This window comes from Micromonospora arborensis, assembly GCF_003205615.1.
GTDB classification, from domain to species: Bacteria; Actinomycetota; Actinomycetes; order Mycobacteriales; family Micromonosporaceae; genus Micromonospora; species Micromonospora arborensis.
This window is the reverse complement of record NZ_PYBV01000005.1, coordinates 1-15,145: the sequence shown is the minus strand read 5'-3', so window position 1 is coordinate 15,145 and position 15,145 is coordinate 1. Positions and strand designations below refer to the sequence as shown.

Here is a 15,145-nt window from a genome sequence, read left to right as displayed (position 1 = left end):
CCTCGGACCATCCGGGCCCGGCAACGAGCGCTCCACAAGGCCGGGGCCCGGGGACTGTGCTGGCGCGTTGTTAGGCCCCTATCGGGACACGTCCCGCCGGCCTGGCGGCAGCAAGAACCGGGCGCACCTGATCATCCTCACAGTCGTAGCGGGTGGTCGTGGCGCGTATTGCTTGAGCTGGTGGTGGGCCCGACGGTCCGTCGCAACCCGATGTCCACGAGAAGCGAGAGGTAGAGCACATCCATCGATATAAGCTGGGCTGAAATTCGCCTCTGTGGAGGGAGACCGATGACCACGCGACGAATGAGTGCCCGACTGGCAGGTATCGCGCTGCTCGCGGCGGCGGTGACCTACGTCGTGCCCGCCACGCCGGCGGCGGCGGCCTGTGGCCAGGGCTGGTCGGACCGGAGCAGCCGTACGGCCGTGGTGACGGGAGCTGGTGTCCGTTACCGCACCGGGCCGCATACGTCCTGCACAGCCTATGGCCAGGTGAATCGCGGCGTGACGGCGTACCTGGACTGCGCCACGGGCGGCGACACGGTCAACGGCATCGCCGTCTGGTGGCACGCGCGCTTCAGCACCGGTGGATCCGGCTTTATCAGCGCGGCGTACCTCAGCCCGTGGGTCCCGTACACCACCGAGAATTGCTGATCGGCCGGGGCCAGGGCTCGCACGCACGACGAACTGTCGGCATCGCTCTCGTCGGGTACCTGTGGGCGCGTTCGACGCTCAAGAAGCGAGCGTGACCATGACCAGGGGACTCCAGCTCGTGCGAGTGCCCTCCAGCGCCGCCTCCGCGAAGATCGCTTCGCCGAGGCGGCACCGCACTGTCTGCTCGATCCGGGCCGTACAGGGCGACGCGATGTGGTGTTGGCGAGCCTCGTCGAGATCCTCGGCAAGGTAGCCGAGCAGGTCATGTGCCGCGGCACGGACGTAGGCGCGCTCGGCGTCATCCCCCAGCATCGCTGTCGCGACGCCGAGCCGCCGTAAGTCCCACCAGAACGCCCGAGCGGCGGGGTCAACGAGAGATTGTGTAGAGGGTCAGCGCAGCCAGCGACGGCGCATCGACGATTTCGCCGGCCAACACCATGGCACGGACCTGCGCGTCGGTGAGCGGCCGGTGCACCATGTCCTGCTCGGTCGCCTCGCGGTCCGGCTCTCCCTCGGTCAACCCGGTGGCCAGGTAGACGTCGAAGCCCTGGGTGGAAAAGCCGTACGCCTCGTACAGGTGCCCCAGATGGGTGACCGTCTCCGCACGCAATCCGGTCTCCTCGGCCAACTCCTGACGAGCCAGCGCGGAGGCGCCGCCGGTGACCCCGTGTCCCCAACTGCCCTGAGGGAACTCCCAGGCCCGCCGGCCAACTGGGTAGCGGAACTGCTCGACCAGCCAAAAGCCCTCAGCCCAGCGGGGCAGGACCAGCGCGAAGTCCGGCTTCTCCACCACCCCGTAGATGCCCGTCGAGCCGTCTGGCCGGCGAATGCGATCCTCCCGGAAGACGCCCGGAGCGTTACGCCTGTTCGGCCTTGGCCAGTTCGGCGAGCTGGTCGAAGGTTCGGACGAGGTGGGCGCGCCGTTGTTCCTTGTGGTCAGGCGTGGGCTCCAGGTCGTCGATGGCCTCGTCCCAGACAGTCAGGAACTTGGCTTTCCAACCGGCGAGGGTGTCCGGGTCGGGCAGGCTGACCCCGACGTAGTTCTGTTGTGCAATGAGGTGGAGCAACTCGAGGTTGCAGGGCACGGCGACGCCCCAGTACTCGTCGGGCTCGATCTCGACGGGATCGCCGGACATCGCCTCGGCGACTTCGGCGATGAGTCGGTCGGTCACGGTTCCCAGATGGTCGGCCGCGGTGTCGCTGTCGAAGTTGCCGTTCCCCCAGTTTCCCATTGGTCCTCCGCCTGTCGGGCCCGCTTGTCCTGAGGATTGAACCAGGCTGGTACGACCTGTGGCAGCGGCGGAGTGGGACCTGGGGCGATCACCAGATCGCCGTGCTGGCGGACGGCTCGTCAGGCGGGGGGTCGCGGTGCTCGGGGTCGCGGTGGACGAACGAGTGGCAACCGTGGCCAGGACGATTCGGTACGCGCCCACCACGCGACACACCTATGGCTCGCTCGACGGATAATGGGCGCGGCGCCGGCGCGCTGTCGCACCGCCCGAACCGTGGGCACGCCGAACCAGTGCTGGGTCGATCGGCGCGCAGGCGAGAGATCCGCGTCGGGAACTCCGTCGTCTCGCTTCTGCGATCATGCTCTGCATGCGGGACGAGAACCTCGTGGGATTCTGGGACAGCAGTCCGTACGACTACGGTTCGATGGAATCGAGCTGGCTCTGTCTTCGGCGTGACGGCACCGGCTGGACAGCGGTTGCCAACACCGGCAGTGCGGCCGTAAGCCAACTCACCTGGGATTGCCCCCGCGACGGAGAGGTCGAACTGCGGTACACCTGGACAGCCTCCGGGAGGTGGGCTCCCGGCACACCGTTCATCCTCGCCGAGATAGACGAGCAGGGCCCGTACGACGAACTGGTGCGTACGCGATATTCGGTCGGCACCGAGACACCGCCGGTGGAGGATGCGCCAGTCACCGCCCTGCACCTGGACAAGAGCGTCGAGTTCACCCACCGCTTCGCACTTGCGAGCCGGGAAACCGATCAGTCCGAGTCGGAAGCTACGCCGGCAGCAGAGGACTGAGCGGGATCGGCCAGCGGCTGACCGCCTGGTCGCTGACCTGACCGTCACCGAGCTCGACGACCTCCACACACCACCCGTATGCCGCCACCGTTGAACACCCCGGCCTATCCACGAGGTGAGTGCGCTCGGCCAGGCCGATTGGCGAATGCGTTCGAGTTAGCATCCCGTATGGAATCAGGGGCCGGTGCGCTTGCCGCAGGAGCACCGGACCCCGCCGACCTTCGTCGGCGGGTCGCCCGCGGTCAAGGTCTGGTCGTCGTCCTCGACGAGACCGTCACGATGCCGGCTGCCACGGCCACTGCGCAAGCGTTACGGGTTGCGCTCCAGCCCGACATGGCCGTCTTTGCCTCCGCGGGACGCCAGGGGCCGATCCTCACTGTGCTGCGGCTCGTCAGCGACTCGGAGGCCGCCACCGTACGCCCAGCTCTGGAGAACCTTGTCGCCGAGTTCCGCCGGGTAGCAGCCGCGCTCATCGAGCAGATGGAGGCTGGTTCGTCATCGGTAGGCGACGTCGACGCGGACCCCCCGGAGTCGGTGCGATATCACGGCGCGACCTGGTACCTGTACGCGCACGGAGAGCACTGCCAGTTCGATAATCCGGCAAGCGGCGAGGTCGTCGAGGCCAACATCTATGCCCCCGATCTCGTCGATCCGTACTTCCTGTTGCAGTACGCGAAGACCTCCGGCCGGCATGGTGCTGTCGTCGATGCCTGCGCGGAAGGTTTCCACGATATGTGTCGTCTACTCGATCACGCTGGAATTGCCTACGGCTAATGGCCATGGTCAACTGGCTGTCCGGAGCACGCATGGTCCAGCCCCCTCTATCTGGAGGGCGGACACCGATCGTGGCTGGGGGTGGGCGCGTACCACCCACCCCCAGCCACGATGCCGGCCTGCAGACCGTCTTCCCGGCCTGCTAAGGAACTACTCGGCCCAGGCCAAGCCGGTCTGGTTCGGGTACTGCGCCGGGCCGTCTCCAGCACCCCAACTCCACTGGAGCTTGGCGCTGGTTGCGGTCAGCGTCACCGTGTCGCGGCGCGCGGCGGTGTTCGTCTGGAAGACCAGTGACGCCGTCGAGGTCACGTCCGGCCGCACCGGTGTGAAGCGCACCGACACGACACAGGTGCCCCCCGGGGCGATCGTGCGGCCCGAGCACTGGTCACGGTCGACCCGGAATACGTCCCGGTCACGGTCGGCGCGCAACGCGTCTCGCGCTTCCAGGCTCTTAACGTCGATCGAGGAGATCCGCAACGCCTTGTCGCCGGTGTTGGTGACGGTAACCTTCTGCACCTGACCGATCGTGCCCACCGGCTGTGTGGTGAACACGGGGGCCTCGGCGGAGAACTTCGGCCCGGTCGGCGCCGGCGGTCCGACCTGGATGGTTTTCGCGGTGCTGACCGGTGCGAGCGAGGCGGCATCGGTGTACTGCCGCATCGAGTCGTTCGTCACCGAGACCGTCACCGAACCACGGCGCAGTGCCGTCAGCGTCCGCGTCTGCGGGTCGAGGATCGCGACCTTGCCCTCGTGGCGGGCAGCGGCGACGGCCTCGGTACCGCTGCCGATCGCCAGGCTCGACGATCCGCTCCAGTGCACGGACATCGGGTATCGCAGCGGCACGACGCGCGAGCCGGCGGACACCCCCTCAGGCTGGACGATGCTGCCGCCGAGCTGCGCGGTCTTGTTCAGGTCGAGCGTCTCCGGCGCGTCCAGCGTGATCGACTGCGCGAAGGCCCGCACGTCCGCCTGCAACCACTGCTGGCTCGCGTTGCGGCGGCTGTCCACCGACCAGTTCACCCAGCCGTTGAAGCCGCCCCGATCCGGCGTGCCGTACGGGTCCTTGCCCGACGAGGGCAGCACGACGTACGGGACACCTTCGACGCGGTGGACGTTGGCGATCTGGGCGTGCGAACCGAACATGGTCACGCCCTTGCCGCTCTCGTCGCGGAAGTCCGTGAGCAGCTTCTCGATGAGCGCCACCTCGTCGCGATCGCCGAGCTGGCTGGACTTCGTCTCGGCCGGATCGTCCACCGGGTGGTGGGCGGACACGACAACGTTGTGTACCGACGGGTCACGCTTGGCGTCGTTGAGCGCCTGCTGCATCATCGGCAGCTGCTCCCAGGCGGTGCCGCGCAGCGTGCCCAGCGAGCTGGCCAGCAGAATGAACCGGGTGCCCTTGTGGTCGAACGTCCGGTACGGCTGCCCGAACTCGGCCTTGAAGTTGGACAGGTCCGACTGGGTGTTGTTGAGCCCGTAGGACTCGTGGTTGCCCGGGACGTAGTAGCAGGGCACCTTGCCGGTGTTCGGATTCGGAGTGCTGTTTTCGGCCGGCTCCTGGCCGACCGGGATCAGGTCGCATCCCGCGTCGGTCAGTACCTGCCGGGCCAGCGCGAGATCCTGCGGCAGGCCTCGGTCGGTGATGTCGCCGTTGAGGAGCACCAGGTCCGGCCTGGTCTGACGGATCCGCTGCAGGGCGGCCGTCGCGACCTGGGCCAGGCCCGGGTTGTCCGCGGTGAACTGCACGTCCGACAACGAGGCGAAGGTCCAGGTGCCCGCGCCGTGCAGCGACGAGCCGTCGGTCGACACGAGCCGGTCTGGCTGCAGGTCCGGCTGCGCCGGCAGGTCGATCGAGGTCGGGATGTCGGCCTCGATGCGGTTGAGGATGAACGTGCCCGCGTGCTGCTGGGGCACGCTGGTGTTGATCCCTTGGAAGCCCGAGATCGCGATCGGGAACACGGTGTTGGCCGGCAGGGTGAACGTGGCGTACTGCCAGTCGTCGCTGGCCACCAGTGCTGTTCCGTAGACGCCCGTGCCCTTGCCGTTGGCGTCGGTGTAGCCGAGGTAGGTGAGCCCGCTCGGCACCGCGATGCTCGACTTGATCCGTACCCGTACGCGCAGCGGCTGACCCGGCACCGTCACCCGGTTGGCGGTGGAGGTCGAGGCCATGCCGACGTTGCGCATAGCAGCGAAGTCGATCCGTAGGCCGTCAGGGTCCTTGGCGAACGTGGTCGCCGCGGTGCTGTTGTTCTGCCAGCGGGCGAGCACGTCGTCGTTGAAGTCGTACACCGACACGTTTTGCACGCCGATCGTGATCGGCAGCTGCACCGACTTGCCCCCGACGGAGATGGTCAGGATCGTGCCGGCGGCCTTCAGCGGGATGATCTGCAGTTTACCGGCCGTGGGCCGGACGTCGATGACGCTGTGGTCGTAGTCCAGCTTGAGGTCGGTCGGGTCGATCGGGGCGGTGTAGCCCTGGTCGTCGCGACCGGTGACGCTCACCGTGGCCGTGCCGTCGGACGTAACGTCGGCGATGGACAGGCGGCCGGCCGACAGCTCCACGCTGTCGAGCTTGCCGAGCACGTCGACCTTGGTCGTGGCGCGCTCGCGGCCGACGGTGGCGGTGACCTTGACCGTGCCGTGGTCTCGCGACGAGGCCTGCAGCATGCCGGACTGCACCGACGCGCCATCGGCGTCCCAGCGAATCGACTGTGGTTTCACCGCGACGGGCGTCTCGTGGTTGTCGACGCCCTGGGCGAGCAGTGCGCGGTGCAGCCCTGGGAAGACCTTCACGCCTGCGTCGCTGGACGCGCCTCCCGGGGCCGGGTTGATCAGGAGCTGGTGGAGCTTGCCGTCGCCCGGGGTGACGAACACGCCGACGCCGTTCGGATCGTTGCGCTCGTGGCCGTCGGACGGCGTGTTGCGCACCGTCGCGTCGTTCCCACCCAGCGCGCGGGCAACCATCGTGGTGGAGCCGCCACCGTCGAGGTTGACCGCTGTCTCCACACCCAGAGTGGCTAGGTCGCGTGCCTCCTTGTCGATGCCGACGCCGCCCTTACCGGTGCCGCCCGGGCCGTCCCAGGTGGCGAGTACGAGGGTGCGGCCGCCGTCCTTGAAGCCGAGGGCGGTGCGCGGCGCGATCGAGGTGTCCAGGCCGCCGACGACCTTGCCGCCGGACACGATCGTTCCGCCCTCGCCGAGCGCGAACTTCATCGTCTTGGCGACGTCGTTGGACAGCGAGTACTTCAGCGTGACCGGGTCGCCCGGCTGAAGCGCGCGCAGCGCGGTCGCCGCGGCGTCGCGGCCGACGAGCACGAAGCTGTCGTCCGGGATCGCGCCCGAGCCGGCCGGCCCGGTCGGAGCGACGGAGACGACCTTGTCACCGGAGACGAGAACCTCGGCGATCTGGCTGGCGTCGACCCCGGCGAAACCCCGGTTGCGGCTGTAAGTTCCCCACGCTGTGGTGTAGGCGACCATGCCGTTGGCGGGTACTCCGCCGCCGTTGGCAGCGTTGATCGACAGGACCTTGTGGTCGGCGTCGGCGAAGTTCGCGTTCGAGTCGACTGCGAGGTCGACGAGTTGGGCGATGCCGTCCTTGCTGACTCCGACGTGCTGCCGCCCGCCGATGTCCGCCGTCTTGACCAGTTGGCCGTTTTGAATCTCACCGCCGAGCGCGGCGTTGCTGTTGCCGATGTCGAAGAACTCGCCGTTGACGCCGGCCACGGCGCCGGCCTTGTTGGCCGAGACGCTGAGCGGGCCGCCGGATGCGACCGGGCCGGAGGTCAGCAGGTCGGTGCTGACCGCGCTGTTCGACAGGTCCACCGTCAGATACTGCGCGTCGTACCAACCGCTCTGGTCCAACGCCTTCACGTGCTGAAGACCGATTCCCGGACCGATCTTCTCATTCGTGTTGATCAGTTGGAGTCCGCCGGTGACGGGTGCGTCCGGCTGGCCAGGATCGGCGCTCGCCATGGCCGGGAACGCCACCAGCGTGACGGCCGTGGCGAGCACGCCGACAAGCGGCGTGACCCGCCTTACGTTCAAGATTCTAGATCTCACGTGGATCCTCAACTCAGAAGACAGCGGGCGACGAGGCCGCGCTACGCCCCCGCTCGGTCCGGGGATCGAGCCGACGCTAATGATCTTGACCGAATCTGAGATGAATCGGCCCCGACCAGCCAATGAACCTCTCAGTACTGCAAACGGCGGTAGGCGAACCGCCTTCGGGTCGAGTTCGTTGGCCTGCGTGCGACGGACGTGGATGTTGATCGGTGGCCTGGAAGGTTGGATCGGCCACAAGGGCCATATCGCTACCCGGCCGCAACCCGGGGCGGTCGAAGCCCTCCGTCGGCACCGAATGCGAGACAGTGCCCTCGCTCGGACGCTTCACAGAGCCGCGGGCCCGGTATATTCGCCGGCGTGACCGCGCCCTCCCCCAGCACCGCCAACCAGGTTTCCCCGTACGGTTCGCGCTCCGTCGTGCCCGCTGATCAGTCGCACATTCTCCGCCCAGTCTGGCTGCTGATCGGGCCGACACTCGCTGCGTCGCTAGGCGCCTTCTTGCTCGCCGTCACCGTCGGGCCGCAATGGGTTGCGATGCAGCGGGACATGCACCTGCCGACCTCGGCAGTCCTCTGGATCTTCGTCGCTTACCTGCTGCCGGCGGTACTGGCGGGTGCGGTCGGCGCTCTCGCCGGTCGGCGGTGGCCGACTGCCGTCGCGTTGTCCGCGATCGCGCTACTGGTTACCGGGTCGCTGCTGACCTCGCTGGCCCCGGGGGACGCCTTGCTGCTACTCGGCCGCGCGGTGACGGGATTCGGGGCCGGTTTGGCGTGGGGCGTCACGGCCATACTGGTGACGCAGATGGGGGCACGACGCGGGTGGGTCACGCCCCTCGTCGCCGGTGTGGTGCTGCTGGCGCTGGGCCTCGGGCCCGTGGCGGGGGTGCTTGTGGGACGAGCGGTCGGTTGGCGGTGGCCTTTCCTGCTGGCCGTGCCCTTTGGGGCGGTGGCGATGCTGGCCACCGTGGTGAGCGGGATCGTCGTGCTGATACAGCGTGCGTCCCGGCCGGCTCAGCCTCAGGCCCCGTCCAGTCAGACCGCGACCGCGTCGACAGGAGGGCCAAGTGATGCCGGAATAGCAGATGCCGGAATAGCACAGGAACGTGGCAAGACGGCCGAGCTGCTGCTGGTGACCGTCGGCGGCGTCCAGCGGGTGACGACACCCTTCGTCGGGATGGATCTCGTGCGGGAGGTGGCCCGACTGCTCGGCTCGGAGAACATCCGATCCACCAGGCTCGGCACCGACCTGACCTTGTGGCACGCCGAGGACAGGCCTGGCCGGGCCCAACCAGGGCAGCCCAACCCCGCAGCAAGCCTGCTCGCCACCGAGCATGGCTCGCCGTCGGTCACCGGCCCCGCCGTTGTCACCGGCCCAATCCTGCACGGCAGCCCCTACCCCCTGGACGCCGATGAGGCCGACCGGATCGCGAGCCGCCTGCGCGGATAGCGGAGCGCTCGGCAAACTGTCGATAGTAGACACAGGAGTATGCCTCGACGAACAGGGCATCCCAACCTTGCAAACTACCTTCGAGAGTCGGTGCCAATAACCCTGAACGCCATGCGTAGCATCTGAAGTGCGTCATCGAGGCAGTTCTGCGCGTCCGACTGCAGCGAGTAAGTGGCGACAGACAGGCCCGGATCGTTGTCATAGTTCTGGCGCCGTTCGACAGCGCTGCGCAGCAACTCCCGCCGCGCCCACCCTTCGCTTAGGCCTAGCTCGTCGACGGTCCCGGTGAAAGTACGGATCGCCCGCTCCCAGCCCTGGGCGCCCTCGTCGGCATACGTCAACCCGGCAAAGGCAAGCCAGCCAACAGCGACGTCCGCGACGATCTCGAGGATGTCCGTGGAATCTGTGTCACCCTCCGCATGGAGGGCGGAGTCCAGCTTACTTAGGCCCAATAATGCGTTGGGGTAATGTGACCACAGGTGCAGCACCCTGCCGAACTTGGGACGGGCGTACGAATACGTCCTCAGCCTACTCGTGCCCACTTTGCCATCTTGCGGCGGCGTTGACGCTTGCCCGATCCACTCTGAAAGACTTTTCGGTGTTGCGTACTCGAAATCGCCCTCTTCGTCTACCACGAAGAGAAAAGTCGGCACACCGGATCGCGTTCCCGTTACCCATCCACGCGCCGTCTCTGGATCCAACTTCGGCGCGGCCCTTGACGTCTTCTTCTTTACCTGCACGTGAGCCACGCGGCCATCCAACGTCCACGTTTTGAGTGGCGAACGAACGACATCGACCGGCTCAGAAGGTAGGTGCAAATGTAGATCCCAGCCGCTATCTGACTGGGTTAGGTAGTTGATGCTTGCGCCCAGATGAAGGAGTTCCCTGTAGACCTCGGCTTCGCCCAGATCTCCGAGGTACTGCTGCCTCTGCCGGTTGCCCATTCCCGCAGATTACCGGGCCTGTCGGCAGACAACGCCCGCACAGACGTCCTCCCGACTGACCGAAATGTCGTACGGCATGACCCCGCCGGTCGCTGTCATTCTTCCATCACGCGCCGTGACGCCCTGTTTACCCAAGCAGTCGGCGAAGTCGCCACGACAGGACGGAGCACGCCATGATCGGTGGTTTCGACGGCATCATGGCTGTTGCACAGCACCCGGACCGGTCGCTGCCTGCCTCGTTGCGTCAATCAGGGCTTCCAGCGCGACAGCTATCTTGGCGACCGTGAACAGCGTATCCTCCATGGACTCCGGGGTGAACATGTCTTCTGCGGTCGGCGCATCCCAATATGATCCCGTCAGGGAATGCGCGAAAGCGTTCCGACGCCTCCGCACCCTCGAGACCATCTCGATGATGCGTTTCGTCTCATCTGAGGAGGCGTTTTGTTGGGCCAGCAAGTCCCTGAGGGATTGATCGAGCCCACGCCGCTTGCCAGTACTCGCCGACAACTCCTTGAGCAAGAGTTCCAGTGCGGCGACGGCACTCAGTATTGCGGCGCCAACCGCAATGCCTTGTGCATCCTGAACGACACCGAGCGATTCCTCAAGGACGAGGTCGGACTCGGCCTCCCACCCCGGCACGCGATGCGATCCATCTTGCCGTTCTTGCTCAAACCTATCCTGCAGTCGCGAGATGGCCTTTCCGGCTGAGCGGGCGATGAGTATTGCAGCGCTCAGCCGGTCTTTGAACAGTAGGAACTCGATCCGATCAAAGTCGTGAAAATTCAGGTAAAGATCTGCGAGTGAGGTCGGATCATCGTCGGCGCTGTCCCAGTAAGCCTCAACGTGCTCTAGCTGGCTCAGCGGACGCGTAAAATCCGGGTTCCCCTTGTCGTCGGCGCGGAAGTACATCCGGTCAGGCTCTCAGGGCCGTTCGCAATGGTCAAGGTAGATACGGACCAGTGGGCTCGGGCAACGCGAGACGAAGGTGAAGTGGCACTGCGGGCAGATCGGTGCTGGGCCACGCAGAAGCGCACCTCGCTACCTGCGGAGCACCCGCAGCACGACAGGGCTGGCACAGGCGGCGCTGTCATGCCGATCCCAGCTTGAACGTGGTCGACGGGTAGGCACCGTCTCCCGCCTTCTCCACCAGAGGTGGGGGTTTGACCTCTTCGGGTTCGCCGAAGGGGTCTCCAGCCTGAAGGGTCCACTCAGGACGTTGCCCGTGGGACCGGTGTCCCAGATGACGGAACCGGAGCGGACTCCAGCGAGCTCGCCCGCAACGCTTCACATCGACCGTCGGCACACCTACCGGCGTGGCGTCAGGCGACCCCGAAACGCCGGCCGGCGTCTGCCATCTCGGGAGCAGCCGCGCCTGACCATGTCGACCCGTACTGGGAGGTCAAACACCCCGGAGCACGAATCACTGGTGGTCAGCGGTATGGCCGCGACACGATCGGTTGAGCCCTTCGGAAGGGCGACCACTTCGCTGGTTTGCTGCCCAGCCACGATCGTTCGCACCACCACCTCGTACGCCGACGGACCGCACCGAATCGTCATCGAGTCGCCCACCCGTCCGCCCGGCATGCGACGCTCAAGCTCCGCGACCAACGGGCCACGCCGCGTGGCCCCCGGACACTACCGCCATAGCCGCACAATTCCTTGCCTGACAGCACCTCACCCCCAACCCCACACCCCTTGTGCCCGGAGGAACGCAGACCATGGACCACGCATCCCAGCTCATCCAGGAGCGGAGTGCCCCGCCGGCCACGCTGGTGATCTTCGGTGCCTCCGGTGACTTGACCCGGCGTAAGCTGCTGCCCGCAGTCGAGAGCCTGGCTCGGCACGAGCGGCTCCCGGACCAGTTCGCGCTGGTCGGCGTTGCGCGCACATCGATGACCGACGAACAGTTCGCCGAGAGCGCCCTCGGCGAACGCACCCTCGCCAGCAAGCGCCAGCTCCAGGGCGGCGTGCGGTACGTGGCCGGCGGCTACGACGACCCGGAGACCTACAAGCGGCTCGTGGAGACCCTCGACGAGCTGGACGCACAGCGGGGCACGTCCGGCAACCGGCTCTTCTACCTGGCCACCCCGGCCGGGGCCTTCGAGCCGGTGATCAACGGACTGGCCGGTGTCGGGCTCAACCAACCACGCGAAGGCTCCTTCTCCCGCCTGGTCATCGAGAAGCCGTACGGGCGCGACCTGGTCACGGCCCGCGAGCTCGACGGCGTCGTGCACAGCGCGTTCGACGAGCACCAGGTCTTTCGTATCGATCACTATCTGGGCAAGGACACCGTCCAGAACGTGCTGGCGCTGCGCTTCGCGAACTCGATCTTCCAGCCCATCTGGGATCGCTCCTGGGTTGACCACGTGCAGATCACCGTCGCCGAGACCCTCGGCGTCGGCAGCCGCGGCGGCTTCTACGAGGAAGCTGGCGCGATGCGGGACATCGTGCAGAACCACGTACTCCAGGTCCTCGCGCTGGCACTGATGGAGCCACCGGCCTCATTCGAGGCTGAGGGCCTGCGCAACGAGAAGGTGAAGCTGCTGCAGGCGATCCGGCTCCCCACCGACCGGGACATCGCCGAGGCCGCGGTCCGGGGACAGTACACCCGGGGTGGCACCCGCGAGGAGCTGATGGCCGGCTACCGCGAGGAGACCGGCGTCGACCCCCTGTCGCGGACCGAGACCTACGCCGCTATGCGGCTCAACGTGGACAACTGGCGCTGGGCCGGGGTGCCGTTCTACGTACGCACCGGCAAGCGCCTGCCGGCCCGGCTCACCGAGGTGGCGCTACAGTTCCAGCGGCCGCCGCACCTGCCGATCCCGACCGACCAGCTCACCGGCCTCGATGCTGACGCGCTGATCCTGCGGATCCAGCCGAACGAGGGCATCTCGCTGCGCTTCGGTGCCAAAGTGCCGGGCCACTCCTTCCGGGTCCGCACCGCCACGATGGAGTTCTCCTACGACCAGACGTTCGTCGAGGAGTCTCCGGAGGCGTACGAGCGTCTGCTCCTGGACTCGCTGATCGGTGACGCGTCGCTGTTCATCCGCAGCGACGAGGTGCAGCAGTGCTGGCGGATCGTCGACCCGATCATCGAGAACTGGGGGAAGGACAACTCGCCGATCCCCACCTACGAGGCCGCCTCCTGGGGCCCGACCGACGCCGACCGGCTCATCGGCCGGCACGGCCGCAAGTGGCGCAACTCCGCGTGAACCTGCCACAACGAGTGTGACCACGGTGCTGCGCCCGATCGCTGCGAGGAGGGCGGTTCGCGCGATCCTGGAGGCGTTCGCCGCCCACCGTGGCTCAGCGCAACTCGGAAGCAGGACTGCTCATACAAGGGGCCTCTTAAGATCGTCGGGCCACCGAGCCAGACTTCAACGTCGTCGCAATCGACGAATGGCTTTAACCCGAACCAGGGTTGAACCCGCGGCTAGACGGGCGGCCGCACACTGAGGACATGCTGCTCGTGCTGGGCGCGCTCGCCGTCGCCGTGCCGGGCGCGCTCGGCTGGTTCGTCGGCGAGGCATTGGGCGGGCAAGGCGAAGTGGGCTTGGCCGTGGTGTACGGCATCGGCGTGCTGCTGTGGGCACTGCTTGACGAGCACACGGGCGAGGCCACCTTCACGGCAATCCTCGCCTTCGTGCTCGGCCTGCCGATCGTGTACGTCGTGGTTGTCGGGGTCAAACTGCTCGTCCTGGCGCTCGGTCTCGCCGACCTGAGCGCGCGCGACGTCCTGCTGTCCAGCCTGCTGAGTGCGCTGGCTGGCACGGGAATCAGCGTTGGGCTTTCGCTCGTCGGCGCGTTCAAGCGGGCAATGGAACCGTCGGCTGGCCGGCGCTCGGCCGACCTGCAAGAGTCGTTCCTGTCCGGCCTGTCGTTCCGGATGCCGCTGGCGCTGCTCATCGCCGGCCTGATGGACCTGCCCGAAACCCCGGCGGCGCGAGTCGTGACCGGCACAGCGTGGGGTGTCGCCGCCGCAGTCTGCGCAGTCGTCTACACCTGGCTCGTGGACCGGGAGCCGATCCGGCGCGCATGGTTCCACATCGTCGTGGTGCAGGTCATCCTGCTGGCCTGCGGCCTGTTCGCCGTAATCCAGAGCCTCGGTGAGGCGGACCTGGTCGACGAAGCCGTGCAACTCGCCGTACCGGCCAGCGCATCATGCGGCGCGACGTACCTGCTGACGCTGCTCGGCGCCACCGCCGCTCGCCTGTTGCATCGGCACGCCCCGGACCCGTGCGAGCCGTCAGAACAGTAGAAGGACATCGAACTGCGGTCCCTCGTCCTTGTTGGCGATGACGCCCCGCCTGCCGGGCCTGCCGATCCTCAGGCCGCGGCACCCTCCGCAGCCCTGCCGCTGGATTCGGGCTGAGACCGTCGTTTCCCACTCCTTCGACCCACACAGGGGCAGTGCCACCGGCAGCGGTCGTGGGATCCCGGGCGGAGCCGATCAGGCCCTCGATCGGGGTGGTCCAGGTTCGCCAGGAAGGTGCCCGCGATCTCGGGATGCAGGTCGGCCAGCGATCCACCGGGCGAAGGCTGCTGGCGAGAGGCGGTGCGCCGGCGGATGCCGCACGGCTGGCAGCCCCGCCCGGAGGTACGGGTGACAACTGGCGCCACCCACTCGTGCGCACAGTCCGGGCATCGCCAGAGCACTCGGACGGTCGACCCCCGAGCCAGGTCGAGCAGCTTGATGTCGCGGGTCTTGTCGACGTCGAGGATGCGCACGGCCTGGGTGAAAAGTTCGGGAGCGACGTCACGGACCCGGAGTTCGGTACGGCTCAGACGAGCCCGGTAGGAGCTTTCCCGCCGTGAGCACGGCGGGAAGCCGGTGTTGCGCTGGGCCCGGTCGGCCACTGGGGTACGCCAGACGTGCTGGCAGGTCCTGCACTGCCAGACGCACCGGTCCGCCGACCCGGGAAGCAGCCACTGCGCGCTCATCTCCGGACGCGTCAGGTTCTCTACCAGTTCGCTCGCAAGCTCAGGAAACAGGATGGCCAGGCTCTCGCTGGGCAGCAACCGGGTCGGCGACGCGTACCCGGAGATCGTCGAGTTTTTTCTGCGCTGGGAGGATCCGGCCGAGCAGGCGCCGGTGGCCGAGGTGAGCGTACGAAGTCACGTGAGCGTTCGCGAACGACCCCGGACACCGCGGTTTTCGGGAACCCGAGTCGATCAACCGATAAGCAGAAAGGGCCACCCCGTTGGGGGTGGCCCTTTCTGAAAGATTGTCCGGC

General features: G+C 67.2%; 13 protein-coding genes. 6 read left to right on the top strand and 7 right to left on the bottom strand.

From position 1 onward, the window contains the following. Nucleotides 1-288 precede the first annotated feature (288 nt). Nucleotides 289-651, top strand: coding sequence for an SH3 domain-containing protein (locus C7C45_RS03170; protein ID WP_146247247.1), 363 nt, complete (start codon nt 289-291; stop codon nt 649-651). A gap of 78 nt (nt 652-729) precedes the next feature. On the opposite strand, the gene C7C45_RS03165 is transcribed toward C7C45_RS03170, so the two are convergent. From C7C45_RS03165 to C7C45_RS03155, 3 genes are all read right to left on the bottom strand, one after another. Then, on the bottom strand, nt 730-963 hold the full coding sequence (locus tag C7C45_RS03165; protein WP_110562127.1) for a hypothetical protein: 234 nt from the start codon (nt 961-963) through the stop codon (nt 730-732). 55 nt (nt 964-1,018) lie between these two features. Beyond that, the gene (locus C7C45_RS03160) at nt 1,019-1,444 is read right to left on the bottom strand and encodes an NUDIX domain-containing protein (protein WP_244200218.1); all 426 of its coding nucleotides are present in this window, start codon (nt 1,442-1,444) and stop codon (nt 1,019-1,021) included. A gap of 64 nt (nt 1,445-1,508) precedes the next feature. Further along, nucleotides 1,509-1,883 (bottom strand): DUF4259 domain-containing protein, encoded by a 375-nt coding sequence (locus tag C7C45_RS03155; RefSeq protein WP_110562125.1) that lies wholly within the window; start codon nt 1,881-1,883, stop codon nt 1,509-1,511. A 367-nt stretch (nt 1,884-2,250) separates the two neighbouring features. On the opposite strand from C7C45_RS03155, the gene C7C45_RS03150 reads away from it, so the two are divergent. Further along, on the top strand, nt 2,251-2,685 hold the full coding sequence (locus tag C7C45_RS03150) for a hypothetical protein (RefSeq protein ID WP_146247246.1): 435 nt from the start codon (nt 2,251-2,253) through the stop codon (nt 2,683-2,685). A gap of 168 nt (nt 2,686-2,853) precedes the next feature. Continuing rightward, the gene (locus tag C7C45_RS03145) at nt 2,854-3,459 is read left to right on the top strand and encodes a hypothetical protein (protein ID WP_146247245.1); all 606 of its coding nucleotides are present in this window, start codon (nt 2,854-2,856) and stop codon (nt 3,457-3,459) included. A gap of 150 nt (nt 3,460-3,609) precedes the next feature. On the opposite strand, the gene C7C45_RS03140 is transcribed toward C7C45_RS03145, so the two are convergent. Then, nucleotides 3,610-7,518 carry a phosphodiester glycosidase family protein gene (locus tag C7C45_RS03140; RefSeq protein ID WP_146247244.1) on the bottom strand — a complete coding sequence of 1,303 codons (3,909 nt, stop codon included), beginning with the start codon at nt 7,516-7,518 and terminating at the stop codon, nt 3,610-3,612. 360 nt (nt 7,519-7,878) lie between these two features. Between C7C45_RS03140 and C7C45_RS03135 the strand changes: the two genes are divergently transcribed. Then, nucleotides 7,879-8,967 carry an MFS transporter gene (locus tag C7C45_RS03135; protein ID WP_146247243.1) on the top strand — a complete coding sequence of 363 codons (1,089 nt, stop codon included), beginning with the start codon at nt 7,879-7,881 and terminating at the stop codon, nt 8,965-8,967. Between the two features lie 74 nt (nt 8,968-9,041). On the opposite strand, the gene C7C45_RS33480 is transcribed toward C7C45_RS03135, so the two are convergent. Beyond that, nucleotides 9,042-9,911 carry a hypothetical protein gene (locus tag C7C45_RS33480; protein WP_146247242.1) on the bottom strand — a complete coding sequence of 290 codons (870 nt, stop codon included), beginning with the start codon at nt 9,909-9,911 and terminating at the stop codon, nt 9,042-9,044. A gap of 195 nt (nt 9,912-10,106) precedes the next feature. After that, nucleotides 10,107-10,820 (bottom strand): hypothetical protein, encoded by a 714-nt coding sequence (locus C7C45_RS03125; protein ID WP_110562119.1) that lies wholly within the window; start codon nt 10,818-10,820, stop codon nt 10,107-10,109. A gap of 809 nt (nt 10,821-11,629) precedes the next feature. Here C7C45_RS03125 and zwf point away from each other — a divergent pair. Next, complete coding sequence (zwf, locus tag C7C45_RS03120) at nt 11,630-13,123, top strand: glucose-6-phosphate dehydrogenase (RefSeq protein ID WP_110562118.1); 1,494 nt, start codon at nt 11,630-11,632, stop codon at nt 13,121-13,123. A gap of 248 nt (nt 13,124-13,371) precedes the next feature. Beyond that, complete coding sequence (locus tag C7C45_RS03115; protein WP_110562117.1) at nt 13,372-14,169, top strand: hypothetical protein; 798 nt, start codon at nt 13,372-13,374, stop codon at nt 14,167-14,169. Between the two features lie 68 nt (nt 14,170-14,237). On the opposite strand, the gene C7C45_RS35770 is transcribed toward C7C45_RS03115, so the two are convergent. Continuing rightward, nucleotides 14,238-14,930, bottom strand: a complete 693-nt coding sequence (locus C7C45_RS35770; RefSeq protein ID WP_110562116.1) for a zinc-ribbon domain-containing protein — start codon at nt 14,928-14,930, stop codon at nt 14,238-14,240. Between the last annotated feature and the right edge of the window lie 215 nt (nt 14,931-15,145).

Excerpts from the sequence above, each read along its gene's own strand:
- C7C45_RS03170 (WP_146247247.1), top strand. The coding sequence starts at position 289 with ATGACCACGCGACGAATGAGTGCCCGACTGGCAGGTATCGCGCTGCTC.
- C7C45_RS03115 (WP_110562117.1), top strand. The coding sequence starts at position 13,372 with ATGCTGCTCGTGCTGGGCGCGCTCGCCGTCGCCGTGCCGGGCGCGCTC.
- C7C45_RS03145 (WP_146247245.1), top strand. The coding sequence starts at position 2,854 with ATGGAATCAGGGGCCGGTGCGCTTGCCGCAGGAGCACCGGACCCCGCC.
- C7C45_RS03165 (WP_110562127.1), bottom strand. The coding sequence starts at position 963 with ATGCTGGGGGATGACGCCGAGCGCGCCTACGTCCGTGCCGCGGCACAT.
- C7C45_RS03155 (WP_110562125.1), bottom strand. The coding sequence starts at position 1,883 with ATGGGAAACTGGGGGAACGGCAACTTCGACAGCGACACCGCGGCCGAC.
- C7C45_RS03125 (WP_110562119.1), bottom strand. The coding sequence starts at position 10,820 with ATGTACTTCCGCGCCGACGACAAGGGGAACCCGGATTTTACGCGTCCG.
- C7C45_RS03150 (WP_146247246.1), top strand. The coding sequence starts at position 2,251 with ATGCGGGACGAGAACCTCGTGGGATTCTGGGACAGCAGTCCGTACGAC.
- C7C45_RS33480 (WP_146247242.1), bottom strand. The coding sequence starts at position 9,911 with ATGGGCAACCGGCAGAGGCAGCAGTACCTCGGAGATCTGGGCGAAGCC.
- zwf (WP_110562118.1), top strand. The coding sequence starts at position 11,630 with ATGGACCACGCATCCCAGCTCATCCAGGAGCGGAGTGCCCCGCCGGCC.